A 13,789-nucleotide genomic window follows, 5' to 3' on the forward strand; every position below is an offset into this window, starting at 1 on the left:
CGTCGGCGGCCGGGACAATACTGTCTCGGGTATCGGCCGGTCACCCGATCCAGCGAATTGATCGGCGCCAGGATCTCGCGGCGTCGCACCGATGCGCATCGAACTCGTCTACCTCAGGAGAATCATGCCCGACGCAATAGTCGCCGAGGGTCTGGTCAAGCGCTACGGCCAGCTGGTGGCCCTCGACGGACTGGATCTGCGGGTCGAGGAAGGGACCGTCACCGCACTGCTCGGACCCAACGGCGCAGGCAAGACCACCACCGTCCGCGTCCTCACCACCCTGCTGACGCCGGATGCCGGGCACGCGACGGTCGCGGGAATCGATGTGCTGCGCGATCCACAGACGTTGCGTTCCCGCATCGGGGCATCGGGGCAGTATGCCGCGGTCGACGAATACCTCACCGGTTTCGAGAATTTGGAAATGGTGGGGCGTCTGTATCACATGGGCGTGCAGCGGAGTAAGGAACGCGCGCGCGAATTACTCGAACGGTTTCGGCTCACCGACGCCGCCGACCGGCCGGTCAAGGGCTATTCCGGCGGTATGCGCCGTCGTCTCGACCTGGCGGGCGCGTTGGTCGCGAACCCTCCCGTGCTGTTCCTCGACGAGCCGACCACCGGGCTGGATCCGCGTGCGCGCCTCGATCTTTGGGACGTCATCGAAGAACTGGTCGCAGGCGGGACCACGCTGCTGCTCACCACGCAGTACATGGAGGAAGCGGATCGGCTGGCCGATTCGATCGCGGTGATCGACCACGGCAAGGTGATCGCCGAGGGCACCGCCGACGAACTCAAGACCATGGTCGGCGGCGACCGTATCGAGCTGACGGTCGATCGCGTGGAGAATCTCGCGACGGCCGAGGCCGCGCTGAAGAGCCTGGCCGACGGGGAGATCCATCTGGAACCGGCGTTGCGCCGGATCATCGTCCCGGTCTCCGACGGATCGCAGGCGCTGGTGGAGGCGGTCGGCCGGCTGGCGGAGCACAGCGTGCGGATCCACGATGTCGGCCTGCGCCGCCCGTCGCTGGACGACGTCTTCCTCACCCTCACCGGTCATGAAGCGGAGACGATCGCGGGCAACGAACCGGCGAACGACAAGCTGGAAGCTACGGAAGGAACGATCCGATGACCGCGACGGCACCGGCCAGGCCCGCGCTGGGCGCCCGACTGTCCATAGTGGTCAGCGACAGTGTGACCATCGCGAAACGCAACGTCATCAAGATCAAGCGGGTACCCGACGTCCTGATCTTCTCCACACTCTCGCCGATCATGTTCGTGCTGCTGTTCGCCTACGTCTTCGGCGCGGCGATCGACGTGCCCGGCCTCTCCGGCGGTTACCGCGAGTTCCTCATCGCGGGCATTTTCGCGCAGACCGTGGTGTTCGGCGCCACCTTCACCGGTGCAGGGCTGGCCGAGGACATGCAGAAGGGCATCATCGACCGATTCCGCTCGCTGCCGATGGCCTCGTCGGCGGTGCTGGTCGGCCGGACGATCAGCGATGTGGTGATCAACGTGGTCAGCCTGACGGTCATGTCGCTGACCGGCCTGCTCGTCGGCTGGCGCATCCGCGGATCGTTCCTGGACGCGGTGCTGGCTTACGTCCTGTTGCTGCTGTTCGCCTACGCGGTGTCCTGGATCATGGCCGTGGTGGGGCTGCTGGTGCGGGCGCCGGAGGTGTTCAACAACGCCAGCTTCATGGTGATCTTCCCGCTCACGTTCATCGCCAACACGTTCGTCCCCAGTGAGAAGCTGCCGACGGTGCTGCGGGTGATCGCCGAATGGAACCCGGTGTCCGCGCTGACCCAGGCGACACGTGACCTGTTCGGCAACACCAGTCCGATCGCACCGGCGCGCGACGCCTGGTCGTTGCAGCACCCGGTGATCACCTCGCTGGCCTGGGTGGTGGTGATCATGGTGGTGTTCGTGCCGCTGGCGTTGCGTCAGTACAAGAAGACGGTCAGTCGCTGATCCCGCTGCGCCCGAGTCAGCGATCGGTCTCCGCGCCGGCTTCCGCCAGTGGGGTCGGCGCGGAGCCGTTGCGGGAGTATCCGATGCGCGGCGGCGCGGGCGCTGGTTCCGGCGGTTGCGGCCGCCGGGTGCGAACCAGATACGCCACGCCACCCGCGAGCGCGACGGCGGCGGCGAGGAGAAGCCGATTACGTGAACGCGAAGAGACAGGCAGGCGCCCAGAGGTCATGGGACCACTCTAGGCACAGCCCTGCGATTCGCGCAGGAGGCCCAGCTCACAGCGCCGTCCGGCCCAGTTCCGCGGTCGCCGCGCCGACCGTGGCACGATGGGCGGCGTGACCTCACCGAATCAGACATCCGTGGCAACGCTGCACACGAATCACGGCGATATCAAGCTCGCGCTTTTCGGTAACCACGCGCCAAAGACCGTCCGCAACTTCCTGGGTCTCGCCGACGGTTCGGCGCCGTACACCACCGCGAACGCCAGCGGAGGTAACAGCGGCCCGTTCTACGACGGCGCCCTCTTCCATCGCGTGATGGCGGGTTTCATGATTCAGGGTGGCGATCCCACCGGCACCGGCCGCGGCGGCCCCGGCTACGAATTCGGCGACGAATTCCATCCGGAGCTGCGGTTCGACCGGGGCTACCTGTTGGCCATGGCCAACGCGGGGCCGGGCACGAACGGCTCCCAGTTCTTCATCACCGTCCGTCCGCAGCCGCACCTCAACCGCAAGCACACGATCTTCGGTGAAGTGGTCGACCCGGATTCCAGGAAGGTCGTCGACTCGATCGCGACCACCAGGACCGATCGCAACGACCGGCCACTGGAGCCCGTCGTCATCACCAAGATCACGATCGAATGAGACTATGAACCCCCAGCCGCCCGCACCCACGTGCGTCCGCCATCCGAATCGTCCGACCGGCCTGGCCTGCACGCGGTGCGGGCGGCCGTCCTGTGCGGAGTGTCTGCGTCCCGCGGCCGTCGGACAGCACTGCGTCGACTGTCTGCGCGCGGAGCAGCGCGACGTCGCCCCGGTGCGGACGGTCTCCGGTGCGGCAGCTCCCCGGACGTCCGCGCCCTACGTGACCTACGCGCTGATCGCGATCAATGTGGTGATCTACGCGATCACCGCCGCCCAGGCCAAGAGCCTGATGGACAATCAGCTCGGCTCCGCGCTGTTCTTCGACTGGGTGCTGTACGCACCGGCGGTCGCGGATGGCGAATGGTGGCGGGTGCTCGGTTCGGGGTTCCTGCACTACGGTCCGATCCACCTGTTGCTGAACATGTTCGCGCTGTACGTGGTGGGCCGGGACGCCGAGTTGGTGCTCGGCCGGTTGCGCTATCTGGCGGTGTATCTGGTCTCGCTGCTCGGCGGGTCCGCCGGGGTCATGTTGTTGACGCAGAACAGCCTCACGGCGGGTGCGTCCGGCGCGGTGTACGGCCTGTTCGGTGCGATCACGATCATCCTGCTCCGGTTGCGGCAGAACCCGAATCAGATGCTCATCATCATCGGCATCAACGTGTTCATCAGTCTGTCGCTGCCCGGCATCTCGCTCTGGGGGCATCTCGGCGGCCTCGCCGCGGGCACCCTGGCGACCCTTGGCATCCTGTTCCTGCCGGCTTGGCTGCGCGTGCGCACGCCGCAAGCGGCCCGGACGGTCGGCTGGGTCGCGGTGGCGCTTGTCGCGATCGCCGCGCTCGGGCTGGTGGTCGTGGGCGCGGTCACTTCCACTGCCTGACAGTGGGATTCGCTTCACGTGAAACATTCGCGGTCGGCCGCCGAATTTCCCGGCCGCGGCCTGGTCAGCGGGTTTTGTCCTGGGTGAGCCGCATGGCGGCGACCACGTCTTGATAGACGAACTCCGGATTGGCGCCCAGATCCCAGCGGCCGAAGATCAGCAGCCGGTCCGTGCCGTCCCGCTGGACGTCGAGTTCCAGCATCGGCATTTTGCGCCCCAGGCGTCGGTAGCTCACGACGCGGGCGCGGATGATCTGCTCCGGGGTGTACTCGTCCGGTCCCGTCAGTGTGCGGACGACCATGCGTGGCTGCGCGCCGGGCACCACGGACAGTCGCGGGCGTTGCCGGAATCCGAGCGCGGCGAGGGCGAGCAGCCCGGCGGCTGCCAACCCTACGAGCAGCCGGCTCGCCGCCTCGGTGCTGACAAGCGCCGCGACGGCCAGCGCGACGCCGCCCAGAGCGACCGCGACCAGCGCGGGGGTGGGCGTCGTCCAGGCCAGGCTCGGTTGGTCGCGGTCCGGCGGGCCGGGTACCGCGGACTCCGAACTCACCGCACTCCCCAATCGCTCCTCGAGTTGTCCACAGGCTCATCCACAGGTGTGCATGAATGACACGTCTGTAATCCGGTCGATGTCGCCGCTCAGCGCCAGCGCATCGTCATGATCAGGCCGACCACCATCAGGCCGAAGCCGATCAGGAAGTTCCAGGCGTTGAGGTCGTTCATCCAGCTGATCTGCTCGGCCGCCAAGTAGTAGACGAGCAGCCAGGCCAGCCCGGCGAGCATGAACCCGAGCATGATGGCGACATACCAGACCGGAGACGGCCCGGCCTTCACCTTCACCGGGGTCCGGCTGGCGGGGTTGATCGTGTAGTCGGTCTTCTTACGGACCTTCGACTTGGGCATGACGTCCTCGTATTCGGCGTGCAGGTCGTGGTCTCTAGGCTATCCCAACAGGTAATGGATGCGACGCGGTGCCGGGCGGGCACGTAATCTCGATGCCATGCGTGTTCTGGTCGTCGACAATTACGACAGCTTCGTCTTCAACCTGGTGCAGTACCTCGGCCAACTGGGTGTCGAAGCGGTCGTCTGGCGTAACGACGACCCGAATCTGGCCGACACCAGCGCGGTGGTCGGAGATTTCGACGGCGTCCTGATCAGTCCCGGCCCAGGCACGCCCGACCGTGCCGGCGCCAGTATTCCGTTGGTGCGCGCGTGCGCGGAGGCAAGTGTCCCACTGCTCGGCGTGTGCCTCGGCCACCAAGCGATCGGCGAGGCGTTCGGCGCCACCGTCACCAGGGCTCCCGAATTGCTGCACGGGAAGACGAGCGACGTCTTCCACATCGGCGCCGGCGTGCTGGCCGGTCTGCCCGATCCGTTCACCGCCACGCGGTATCACTCCCTCACCGTGCTCGAAGACACCCTGCCGGAGGAGATCGAGGTGCTCGGACGCACCGAGAGCGGGATCGTGATGGCCATGCGGCACCGCACCCTGCCCATCCACGGTGTGCAGTTCCACCCGGAGTCGGTGCTCACCCAGGGCGGGCACCGGATGCTGGCGAACTGGCTCGGCGTATGCGGTGAGCGTCCCGCAGAGGGCTTGGTGCGGACGCTGGAGGCGGAGGTCGCCGCGCTGGTGCTGCAGTGACCCGTCCGCATGTGCTGCTGTCGGTCGCGATGAGCATCGACGGGTACATCGACGACGCGAGTCCCGAGCGGCTGCATTTATCCGACGCGGCGGACTTCGATCGGGTCGACCAGGTCCGCGCGGAGTCCGACGCCATCCTGGTCGGAGCGCATACCCTCCGCACCGACAATCCGAGACTGCTCGTGGGCAGCGCCGAGCGCAGGGCGGCCCGGCTCGCCGCGGGCAAGCCGGAACATCCGTTGAAGGTGACGGTCTCGGCGAGCGGCGAGCTGGATCCCGGGTTGCGGTTCTGGCACCACGGCGGCGGCAAGCTCGTCTACACCACGGCAGCCGGCGCGGCGAAACTCACCGCCCGGCTGGCCGGACTCGCCGAGGTGGTGGATCTCGGCGCCGAACTCGACTTCGGCGCGCTGTTGGACGATCTGGGCCGCCGCGGTATCGACCGTCTCATGGTGGAGGGCGGCACCCGCATCCATACCGCGTTCCTCGCCGCCGATCTGGCCGACGAACTGCACCTCGCGGTGGCCCCGATCCTGGTGGGTGACGTCGCGGCCCCACGCTTCCTCGATCCGGCCGATTTCCCGGGCGCGCCACACCGCAGGATGCGACTGGCGGGCGTGGCGCAAGTCGGCGATGTCGCCGTGCTGCGGTATCTGCCGAAGGCCGACCGGACCTGACGCGGGAGTCCCCTCAACAGCGGAGCGACCCACCGGGGACGGCGGGTTCGCCGCCCGCGGCCGGGCGTCGGCTCACATGGCACCTCGGACCGGACTGTGGGTAACCACGGAGGGCCGTGCCGAAGTGCGTAGAAGAGGCCGGGAGGGCGGCGGGCGCCGCTCTCCGCGCGGGTGGGAAGTCTACGGACGCCCGTAGACGGCGGTCACGAACTCGCCGAGCTGGTTGTCGTCGAGATGCCGGGCCAAGTCCGCTTCGCTGATCATGCCGACGAGCCGCTTGTCCTCGATCACCGGCATGCGCTTGACCCGGTTGCTCTCCATTTCATCGAGGACTTCCTCGATGTCGGCGTTGGCATCGACCCATCGCGGCGTCGCTTCGCACAGTTCTTCGACGCGGCAGTTCGCGGGGTTCTTGCCCTGGGCGATGCACTTCACCACGATGTCGCGGTCGGTGACGATGCCGCACATCCGCTCGTTGTCGTCCGAGACGATCAGCGACCCGACGTTGAGCTCGGCCATGGTGCGTGCGGCTTGCTCGATGGTCGTGTCCTTGCCGATCCACTGAACGCCCGGTTTCATGATGTCCCTGGCAGTGGTCATGAGCTACCTCCTCGTGCTCAGCTGCGCTGATTGGGATGGAGCAGCATCATTCTCCCGCAATTCACACCGGATGGTCTCGTTTTCTGGATACCGCCGATCACGGCGGGCCGAGCACTCCCACACCGACCAGGATGGCGCTGTTCTTCTGGATCGAGCTGCCCGCGGACGGCTGTTGGCTGAGGATGCGTCCGACGTTGCTCGCGTCGAAGGTTCCCTGCGGGGACTGGCTGATCTGGCTGGTGCTTCCGGTCCAGCCCTCCGCCCGCAGTTTCTCCACCGCCTGCGAGACGGTGAGACCGACCAGCGACGGCATCTTCAGGTCGCCCGCCGATACCTGGATGGTGACCGTCGAGCCCTTCTCCGCGCTGCTGCCTCCGGCCGGGCTGGAGGCGACCACCTCGCCCTTCGGCTTCGAGGACTGCACCTCTTGCACGACGACCTTGAAGCCGTTGCCCTCGATGTTCGGCTGGGCCACGTCGATCGTCTGCCCGACGACGTAGGGAACGCGAACCGCTTCCGGGCCGGTGCCGACCGTGACGACGACTTCCCAGTCGACGTCGACCTTCGAACCCGGCGACGGATTCTGCTCGATCACCTGATCCTTTTCGGCGGTGCTCGACGGTTTGCGCTCGACGTTCGGGTTGATCCGCAGGCCCTTGGAATTCAGCACCTGCTCGGCCTGCTCCTGGGTCAACCCCGTGAGTTTCGGCACCTGCACCTGGGCGGGCCCGGAGGACACCTGCACCGTGACGGTGCTTCCCTCGTCGATCCGCGAGCCGCCCAACGGCTGGGTCGCGATCACATTGCCGGTGGCGACCTTGCTGTCCGGCTTCTGCTGGATCGCCACCGTGAAGCCGAGCTTCTGCAACGCGTCCTGCGCCTGCTGGGAGGACTTGTTGGACAAGTCGGGGACGGCGACCTGGTCCGGTCGGCTGCCAGGCCCGAGCAGCACCCAGAACAAGGCGAAAGCCACGGCGACGGCCGCGGCCGCGCCGAGCGCGATGTAGGCGGTCCGGCGTCCGCCGTTCGGCTCGGCCGGATCCTGCTCGGCGGTGTCGTCGTGCCGCTCGACGGTGCGGTAGTTGCGCGGCGGTGGCTCGTCCGCGCCCATCATGGTGGTGCGGTCCTCGTCGGTCATCACCATGGGGGCGCTCGGCTTCTGGCCGCCGAGCACCCGGATCAGATCGGCGCGCATCTCGGCGGCGGTCTGGTACCGGTTGGCCGGGTTCTTGCTCATCGCCTTGAGCACGACCGAGTCCAGCTCGCGCGGCACCCCCGAGTACACGTGCGACGGCAGTCGCGGGTCTTCCCGGACGTGCTGGTAGGCGACGGCGACCGGCGAGTCACCCGTGAAAGGCGGCTCGCCGGTGAGGATCTCGAACAGCACACAGCCGACGGAGTAGACGTCCGAGCGGGCGTCCACCGTCTCGCCGCGCGCCTGTTCCGGCGAGAGGTACTGCGCGGTGCCGATCACCGCCGCCGTCTGCGTCATCGGATTGGAGCTGTCGGCGATCGCGCGCGCGATGCCGAAGTCCATCACCTTCACCGCGCCGGAGCGGTTGATCATGATGTTGGCGGGCTTCATGTCGCGGTGCACGATCCCGGCCTTGTGGCTGAAATCCAGGGCCGCGCAGACGTCGGCGATGATCTCCATCGCGCGCCGCGGCGGCAGCGGCCCCTTGCCGCGCACGATGTCGCGCAGCGTGTCGCCGTCGACGTACTCCATCACGATGTACGGCAGCGGACCGCCGTCCACCTCCGCCTCGCCGGTGTCGTACACCGCGACGATGGCTGGATGGTTGAGCGCGGCCGCGTTCTGCGCTTCGCGCTTGAACCGCAGGTAGAACGTGGGATCGCGGGCCAGGTCCGCCCGCAGCACCTTGATCGCCACATCCCGGCTCAGCCGGACGTCGCGGGCCTTGTGCACCTCGGACATGCCGCCGAACCCGATGATCTCGCCCAGCTCGTAGCGAGACGAGAGGTTCTTCGGGGTCGTCATGGCAGTCCTTGCGAAGAAGTGGCGGATCCGCTGCGCGTGGCCGAAGGCCCCCGGGCACCGGGAATCTCCGGGAATGGTATGTCGAGCGTCGGGATGCGCGGGCGGGTCGCGGTGGCGGTGGGCGCGGTGGTCGTCGGCTTCGTCGTGCTCGGTGCCGTGGTGGTCGGCGGCGCGGTGGTCGTCGTCGGTTCCGGTGTCGTGGTCTTCGGCTCGGTGGTGGTCGGTTCGTAGGTCTCGGTTTCCACCGGCGCGGGTACGGCCTTGGGGGTGGTCGTGGTGGCCACCGGCGGAGCCGGCTTCGTATTCGGCGCGAACGTCGCGGTCGGTGTCGGCGTGGAATCCGGGTTGGTGTCGCCACCGAACAGCAGGTAAGCGGTGAGCGCGGCGAGCAATACGGCGCCGATGCCGAGGCCGGTCAGCCATTTCTGCGTGGTGCTGAGACCCTTACCGCCAGCGGGCGGTTGATCGGCGGCGCCGCGGCTCAGCACGGTGGCCGGAGCCGCGATCGTGCCCGCGCGATTCGCCGCGCCCACCGCACCCGCGGCGGGCGTCGAGTAGCGCACCGTCGCCCCGTCGAAGTCGGATGGCGTCGAGGGGATCACGGCGGTCGGGCCGGGCGGGAGCACGCGCGTCGCGCCGGTCAAGGGCGCGGCGGGGTGCATGCCACTCGGCGGCGGCGGACGGCGGCCCGCCCGCACCGCGGCGACCGCGTCGGCGAACTCGCCGCCGCTGGCGTAGCGGCGCGCCGGGTCCTTCTCCATCGTGATCTCGATGAGTTCGCGCACGTTGCCGGGCAGATCGACGGGCATCGGCGGCGGCGTCTCGCGCACGTGCTTCATCGCGACGGTGAGCGCGCCGTCGCCGGTGAACGGCCGCTGTCCGGCCAGCACTTCGTAACCGACCACGGCGAGCGAGTAGACGTCGCTCGCCGCGGTGGCGTCCTCGCCGACCGCCTGTTCCGGCGCGATGTACTGCGCGGTGCCCATCACCATGCCGGTCTTGGTCACCGGGGAGGCGTCCACCGCCTTGGCGATACCGAAGTCGGTGATCTTCGCCTGCCCGGTCGGGGTCACCAGGATGTTGCCCGGCTTCACGTCGCGATGCACCACGCCGGCGCGGTGCGCGACCTCGAGCGCGCGCCCGGTCTGTTCGAGCAGGTCGAGGCCCTGGGCGACCGACAGCCTGCCCAAACGGTTGAGCACCGTGTTCAGCGGCTCGCCCTGGACGAACTCCATGACCAGGTACGCGATTTCGCTGCCCTGCGGGTCGATCGTCTCGCCGTAGTCGTAGATGCCCGCGATACCGGGGTGATTCAGCTGGGCGGTGGTCTTCGCCTCGGTGCGGAATCGATGCCGGAACGTCGGGTCGGCCGAGAACTCCGATTTCAGCACCTTGACCGCGACCCTGCGGTCCAACCTGGTGTCCAGCGCTTCCCAGACCTGGCCCATGCCGCCGGTCGCGATCAGTCGCTGCAGCCGATACCGGTCGGCGATCATCGCACCGTTGTTCAGCATCGAGGTCCCCGTACCTTCACTCGCACATCCATATCGTTCAGCCCCCTCGAAGACCGGCGTCGAGAACCGCGCGAGCCACCGGCGCGGCGACCGAACCACCGGTCGCGGCAAGCGCCCGGTCCCCACCGTTCTCCACGATCACCGCGATGGCGATCTTCGGGTTCTGCGCGGGGGCGAACGCGATGTACCAAGCATGCGGCGGCGTGTTGCGCGGGTTGCTCCCGTGCTCCGCGGTGCCGGTCTTGGACGCGATCTGATAAGGGGTCCGGTTACCTCCAGCGGTGTTGCCCTCGGACGCGATCATCATGTTCGTCACGGTCGACGCTACATCGGCGCTGACGGCTTGGCCGACCGAGACCGGCTTGGTCTTCGACAGCTCGCTCAGGTCCGGGCCCTGCAACTGATCGACCAGGTACGGCTCCATCCGGACGCCGCCGTTGGCGATGGTCGCCGCGACGACCGCGTTCTGCAGCGGGGTCAGCGCGACGTCGCGCTGACCGATGCTGCTCTGGGCCAAGGCGGCGTCGTCGGAGATGGTGCCGACGGTGCTCTCCGCCACCGGCATCGGGATGCCGCGGTGCGGGCCGACGCCGAAGGCGGCCGCCTCGTCCTTGAGGTTCGCGGCGCCCACCTTGACGCCGAGTTCGGCGAAGGCGGTGTTGCACGAGCGCCGGAACGCCTCGAGCAGCGAAGCGGTGGGGTTGGGACCACAGGTGGAGCCGTTGTAGTTCTCCAGCGTGGTGCTGGTGCCCGGCAGCGTGATGTTCGGCGCCGCGGTGAACTGGTCGTCGGGCGTGGCGACGCCGTTGGCCAGCGCGGCGGCGGTGACCACGACTTTGAACGTCGAGCCGGGCGGATAGGTCTGCGAGATGGCGCGATTCAACATGGGGTGGTTCGGATCCGCGCTCAGGGTTTCCCACGCCTGGGTGCCGCGCGCGCCGTCGTGCCCGGACAGCAGGTTCGGGTCGTAGCTCGGCGTGGAGACCATGGTGAGGATCTTGCCGGTGCTCGGCTCGATCGCTACCACCGAACCGGTGTAGCCCTTGCTGGTCATCTGGTCGTAAGCCACCTGCTGCATCACCGGATTGAGCGTGGTGAGCACGTTGCCGCCGCGCGGATCCCGGCCGGAGATCAAGTCGACGAGACGGCTGCCGAACAGCTGGCTGTCGGAGCCGTTGAGCACCGAGTCCTCGGCTCGTTCCAAACCGGTGCTGCCGTACTGCATCGAGTAGAAGCCGGTGGCGGGCGCGTACGCCGCGGGCTCGCTCGGATAGGTGCGCAGGTACTTGTAGCGGTCATCGGTCGCGACCGAGCTGGCCAGCACGGTGCCGCCGGCCGAGATCTGCCCGCGCTGACGGGCGTATTCGTCCAGCAGCACCCTGGAGTTGCGTGGATCGGAGCGCAGATCGTCGGCCTTGATCACCTGGACGTAGGTGGCGTTCGCCAGCAGCGCGACGACCATCACCATCACCGCGATCGCGACTCGGCGTAGTGGAGTGTTCATGTCAGCTGCCCCGCCTCGGGTCGCCCGCCATCGCGCCGCAGCAGTTCGGTCTGCGCGTCGGCGATCGGCGCCGGTTCCTTCTTGCGCACCGGGGCGGGTGCGCGGGCGGCGTCGGAGATCTTGATCAGCAACGCCAGCAACGCGTAGTTGGCCAGCAGCGAAGACCCGCCGTAGGACATGAACGGGGTGGTGAGACCGGTCAGCGGAATCAGCTTGGTCACCCCGCCCACCACGACGAACAGCTGGATCGCGATGGTGAACGACAGACCGGCCGCGAGCAGCTTGCCGAAGCTGTCGCGCACCGCGAGCGCGGTGCGCAGCCCGCGCACCACGAACACCAGGAACAGCATCAGCACCGCGGCGAGCCCGATCAGCCCGAGTTCCTCGCCGATCGTGGTGACGATGAAGTCGGTCTTGGCGAACGGCACCTGGTTGGGCCTGCCGCTGCCGAGGCCGGTTCCGGCCAGACCGCCGGTGGCAAGGCCGAACAGCGACTGCGAGATCTGGTAGCCGGTGTTGTTGTAGTCGTCGAACGGGTGCAGCCAGGTCTCCACCCTGACCCGCACGTGGCCGAACAGCTGATAGGCGAAGACGAAGCCGAGCGCCAGCAGTCCGCCGCCGATGACCAGCCAGCCGACCCGTTCGGTGGCGATGTAGAGCATCACCAGCACCGTGCTGAAGATCAGCAGCGAGGTGCCGAGGTCCTTCTCGAACACCAGCACGCCGATGCAGACGACCCAGACGGCGAGGATCGGGCCGAGGTCGCGGCCGCGCGGGAACTCCATGCCGAGCACGTGGCGCCCGGCGGCGGTGAAGATCTCGCGCTTGGCCACCAGCACCGAGGCGAAGAAGATGATCAGCAGGATCTTCGCGAACTCACCCGGCTGGACACTGAACCCGGGCAGCCGGATCCAGATCTTCGCGCCGTTGGTCTCGGAGAACGCGCTCGGCAGCAGCGCGGGGATGGCCAGCGCGACAAGGCCGATGAGGCCGAGGGTGTAGCTGTAGCGGGCCAAGGTGCGGTAGTCGCGCAGTGCGATCAGCAGTGTGATGAACACGATCGTGCCCAGCGCGGTCCACAGGATCTGCTGATTGGCGTCGGGCGAAGGGGCCGCCCACGAGTTGTAGGCGGCGGTCTGCTGGTCGGCCAGGTCGAGCCGGTGGATCAGCACGAGACCGAGTCCGTTGAGCAGCGCGACGATCGGCAACAGCAGCGGGTCGGCGAACGGAGCGAATCGCCGCACGGCCAGGTGCGCCACCGCGAACAACGCCAGGTAGGCCAAGCCGTATTTGGCGATGTCCAAGGTGATCGACTGTTCCTGGCTGGCCTCGACCAGGAACAGGGACACGGTGGTGATCACCGCCGCCGCCCCGAGCAGCAACAGTTCGACGTTGCGTCTGGTGCTCGGCGGTGGCGCGGGAGCGAAGCCGCCAGGGGGACTGGGAAAAGCCCCAGCCGACGGCGGTGCCGGCGCGGACATCAGTCCGTCACCCGGCAGTTCTCCCCCGCGGTCTGGGGGGCGGGCGATGTGCTGGTCGGCGCGGCGGGAGTCGACGTCGTCGGCGTCTTGATCTCGGTGCCCCTGGCGTCGCCCTGCTCAGGCGCGGGTGCGGGTGCGGGCGCGCCGGTGGCCGGAGCGGGCGGAGCGCCGTTGGGCGCGGGCGCCGCGGTCTCGGCCGGCGACGGGACGACTCCCGGCTGCGGCGCCGATTCCTTGACCGCGCACGGCGGCAGCAGTTCGCGCTGGGCGAGGTAGGTCATCGAATCCCTGGCCTTGTCCAGCGAACCGGGCGGCAAGCCCTTGTCCACCTGGTCGCGGCCGGTCTGCTTCAGATCGGTCACCTTCAACGGCTTGCACGCCGACGGCACGTTCTCGCCGGGCTCGGTCAAGGTGAGTTCACCGTTGCGGGTCACGCATCCGACGAGGTTCACGTCGTGGATCGAGTAGCCGAGGATCGAGCCGGGCAACCCGCGCAGGATCACCACCGAACCGTCGTCGGCCCCGACGTAGTAGTTGCTGCGGATCATCTTGTAGCCGACCACGAGACCGACGCAGACCGCGACGACGAGCGCAAGCGCGAGCACGATCCAGCGCAGCCGGTGCGACTTCTTCGCGGGCGGCTCGGGCGCGGCGGCGGCCCGTC

The 13,789-nt window shown here is 68.2% G+C and carries 14 protein-coding genes and 1 pseudogene; 6 read left to right on the top strand and 9 right to left on the bottom strand.

Annotated features, from left to right (window positions below):
• Window positions 1-124: 124 nt before the first annotated feature.
• Window positions 125-1,126 carry an ATP-binding cassette domain-containing protein gene (locus NB3_RS30865; protein WP_067810291.1) on the top strand — a complete coding sequence of 334 codons (1,002 nt, stop codon included), beginning with the start codon at window positions 125-127 and terminating at the stop codon, window positions 1,124-1,126.
• Window positions 1,123-1,965, top strand: a complete 843-nt coding sequence (locus tag NB3_RS30870) for an ABC transporter permease (protein WP_067810263.1) — start codon at window positions 1,123-1,125, stop codon at window positions 1,963-1,965. The genes NB3_RS30865 and NB3_RS30870 overlap by 4 nt, the downstream gene beginning before the upstream one ends.
• Before the next feature lie 16 nt (window positions 1,966-1,981).
• Here NB3_RS30870 and NB3_RS30875 read toward each other — a convergent pair whose 3' ends face one another.
• The gene (locus NB3_RS30875) at window positions 1,982-2,194 is read right to left on the bottom strand and encodes a hypothetical protein (protein ID WP_067810264.1); all 213 of its coding nucleotides are present in this window, start codon (window positions 2,192-2,194) and stop codon (window positions 1,982-1,984) included.
• Between the two features lie 106 nt (window positions 2,195-2,300).
• Between NB3_RS30875 and NB3_RS30880 the strand changes: the two genes are divergently transcribed.
• Window positions 2,301-2,828, top strand: a complete 528-nt coding sequence (locus NB3_RS30880; RefSeq protein WP_067810293.1) for a peptidylprolyl isomerase — start codon at window positions 2,301-2,303, stop codon at window positions 2,826-2,828.
• Between the two features lie 4 nt (window positions 2,829-2,832).
• Complete coding sequence (locus NB3_RS30885) at window positions 2,833-3,705, top strand: rhomboid family intramembrane serine protease (protein WP_067810265.1); 873 nt, start codon at window positions 2,833-2,835, stop codon at window positions 3,703-3,705.
• A 64-nt stretch (window positions 3,706-3,769) separates the two neighbouring features.
• Here NB3_RS30885 and NB3_RS30890 read toward each other — a convergent pair whose 3' ends face one another.
• Both NB3_RS30890 and crgA read right to left on the bottom strand, forming a co-directional pair.
• Window positions 3,770-4,255 carry a PH domain-containing protein gene (locus tag NB3_RS30890; RefSeq protein ID WP_067810267.1) on the bottom strand — a complete coding sequence of 162 codons (486 nt, stop codon included), beginning with the start codon at window positions 4,253-4,255 and terminating at the stop codon, window positions 3,770-3,772.
• An 89-nt stretch (window positions 4,256-4,344) separates the two neighbouring features.
• On the bottom strand, window positions 4,345-4,608 hold the full coding sequence (gene crgA, locus NB3_RS30895; RefSeq protein WP_039803465.1) for a cell division protein CrgA: 264 nt from the start codon (window positions 4,606-4,608) through the stop codon (window positions 4,345-4,347).
• A gap of 97 nt (window positions 4,609-4,705) precedes the next feature.
• Here crgA and NB3_RS30900 point away from each other — a divergent pair, with 97 nt between their 5' ends.
• Together NB3_RS30900 and NB3_RS30905 are read left to right on the top strand one after the other, a co-directional pair.
• The gene (locus tag NB3_RS30900) at window positions 4,706-5,350 is read left to right on the top strand and encodes an aminodeoxychorismate/anthranilate synthase component II (RefSeq protein ID WP_067810269.1); all 645 of its coding nucleotides are present in this window, start codon (window positions 4,706-4,708) and stop codon (window positions 5,348-5,350) included.
• Window positions 5,347-6,027: a RibD family protein gene (locus NB3_RS30905; RefSeq protein ID WP_084823820.1), complete on the top strand. Its 681-nt coding sequence runs from the start codon at window positions 5,347-5,349 to the stop codon at window positions 6,025-6,027. Before NB3_RS30900 ends, NB3_RS30905 begins: the two co-directional genes overlap by 4 nt.
• Window positions 6,028-6,207: 180 nt before the next feature.
• Here NB3_RS30905 and NB3_RS30910 read toward each other — a convergent pair whose 3' ends face one another.
• The 6 genes and pseudogenes from NB3_RS30910 to NB3_RS35740 form a co-directional block, all read right to left on the bottom strand.
• The gene (locus tag NB3_RS30910; protein WP_067810270.1) at window positions 6,208-6,627 is read right to left on the bottom strand and encodes a CBS domain-containing protein; all 420 of its coding nucleotides are present in this window, start codon (window positions 6,625-6,627) and stop codon (window positions 6,208-6,210) included.
• Between the two features lie 97 nt (window positions 6,628-6,724).
• Window positions 6,725-8,626 (bottom strand): Stk1 family PASTA domain-containing Ser/Thr kinase, encoded by a 1,902-nt coding sequence (gene pknB, locus NB3_RS30915; protein ID WP_067810272.1) that lies wholly within the window; start codon window positions 8,624-8,626, stop codon window positions 6,725-6,727.
• Window positions 8,623-10,140, bottom strand: coding sequence for a protein kinase domain-containing protein (locus NB3_RS30920; protein WP_067810273.1), 1,518 nt, complete (start codon window positions 10,138-10,140; stop codon window positions 8,623-8,625). The genes pknB and NB3_RS30920 overlap by 4 nt, the downstream gene beginning before the upstream one ends.
• A gap of 37 nt (window positions 10,141-10,177) precedes the next feature.
• Complete coding sequence (locus NB3_RS30925) at window positions 10,178-11,644, bottom strand: peptidoglycan D,D-transpeptidase FtsI family protein (protein WP_067810275.1); 1,467 nt, start codon at window positions 11,642-11,644, stop codon at window positions 10,178-10,180.
• Complete coding sequence (locus tag NB3_RS30930; protein WP_067810277.1) at window positions 11,641-13,125, bottom strand: FtsW/RodA/SpoVE family cell cycle protein; 1,485 nt, start codon at window positions 13,123-13,125, stop codon at window positions 11,641-11,643. The genes NB3_RS30925 and NB3_RS30930 overlap by 4 nt, the downstream gene beginning before the upstream one ends.
• Window positions 13,125-13,789: pseudogene (locus NB3_RS35740) on the bottom strand (serine/threonine protein phosphatase); the annotation flags it as partial. The pseudogene NB3_RS35740 and the gene NB3_RS30930, both read right to left, overlap by 1 nt.

Origin of the sequence: Nocardia beijingensis NBRC 16342, assembly GCF_001612785.1 — a bacterium.
In the GTDB taxonomy this organism is placed as follows: domain Bacteria; phylum Actinomycetota; class Actinomycetes; order Mycobacteriales; family Mycobacteriaceae; genus Nocardia; species Nocardia beijingensis.

What these genes read in the sequence shown, in the direction of transcription:
- NB3_RS30930 (WP_067810277.1), bottom strand. Translation starts at nt 13,125, where the DNA reads ATGTCCGCGCCGGCACCGCCGTCGGCTGGGGCTTTTCCCAGTCCCCCT.
- NB3_RS30865 (WP_067810291.1), top strand. Translation starts at nt 125, where the DNA reads ATGCCCGACGCAATAGTCGCCGAGGGTCTGGTCAAGCGCTACGGCCAG.
- NB3_RS30900 (WP_067810269.1), top strand. Translation starts at nt 4,706, where the DNA reads ATGCGTGTTCTGGTCGTCGACAATTACGACAGCTTCGTCTTCAACCTG.
- pknB (WP_067810272.1), bottom strand. Translation starts at nt 8,626, where the DNA reads ATGACGACCCCGAAGAACCTCTCGTCTCGCTACGAGCTGGGCGAGATC.
- crgA (WP_039803465.1), bottom strand. Translation starts at nt 4,608, where the DNA reads ATGCCCAAGTCGAAGGTCCGTAAGAAGACCGACTACACGATCAACCCC.
- NB3_RS30875 (WP_067810264.1), bottom strand. Translation starts at nt 2,194, where the DNA reads ATGACCTCTGGGCGCCTGCCTGTCTCTTCGCGTTCACGTAATCGGCTT.
- NB3_RS30910 (WP_067810270.1), bottom strand. Translation starts at nt 6,627, where the DNA reads ATGACCACTGCCAGGGACATCATGAAACCGGGCGTTCAGTGGATCGGC.
- NB3_RS30885 (WP_067810265.1), top strand. Translation starts at nt 2,833, where the DNA reads ATGAACCCCCAGCCGCCCGCACCCACGTGCGTCCGCCATCCGAATCGT.
- NB3_RS30920 (WP_067810273.1), bottom strand. Translation starts at nt 10,140, where the DNA reads ATGCTGAACAACGGTGCGATGATCGCCGACCGGTATCGGCTGCAGCGA.
- NB3_RS30925 (WP_067810275.1), bottom strand. Translation starts at nt 11,644, where the DNA reads ATGAACACTCCACTACGCCGAGTCGCGATCGCGGTGATGGTGATGGTC.
- NB3_RS30870 (WP_067810263.1), top strand. Translation starts at nt 1,123, where the DNA reads ATGACCGCGACGGCACCGGCCAGGCCCGCGCTGGGCGCCCGACTGTCC.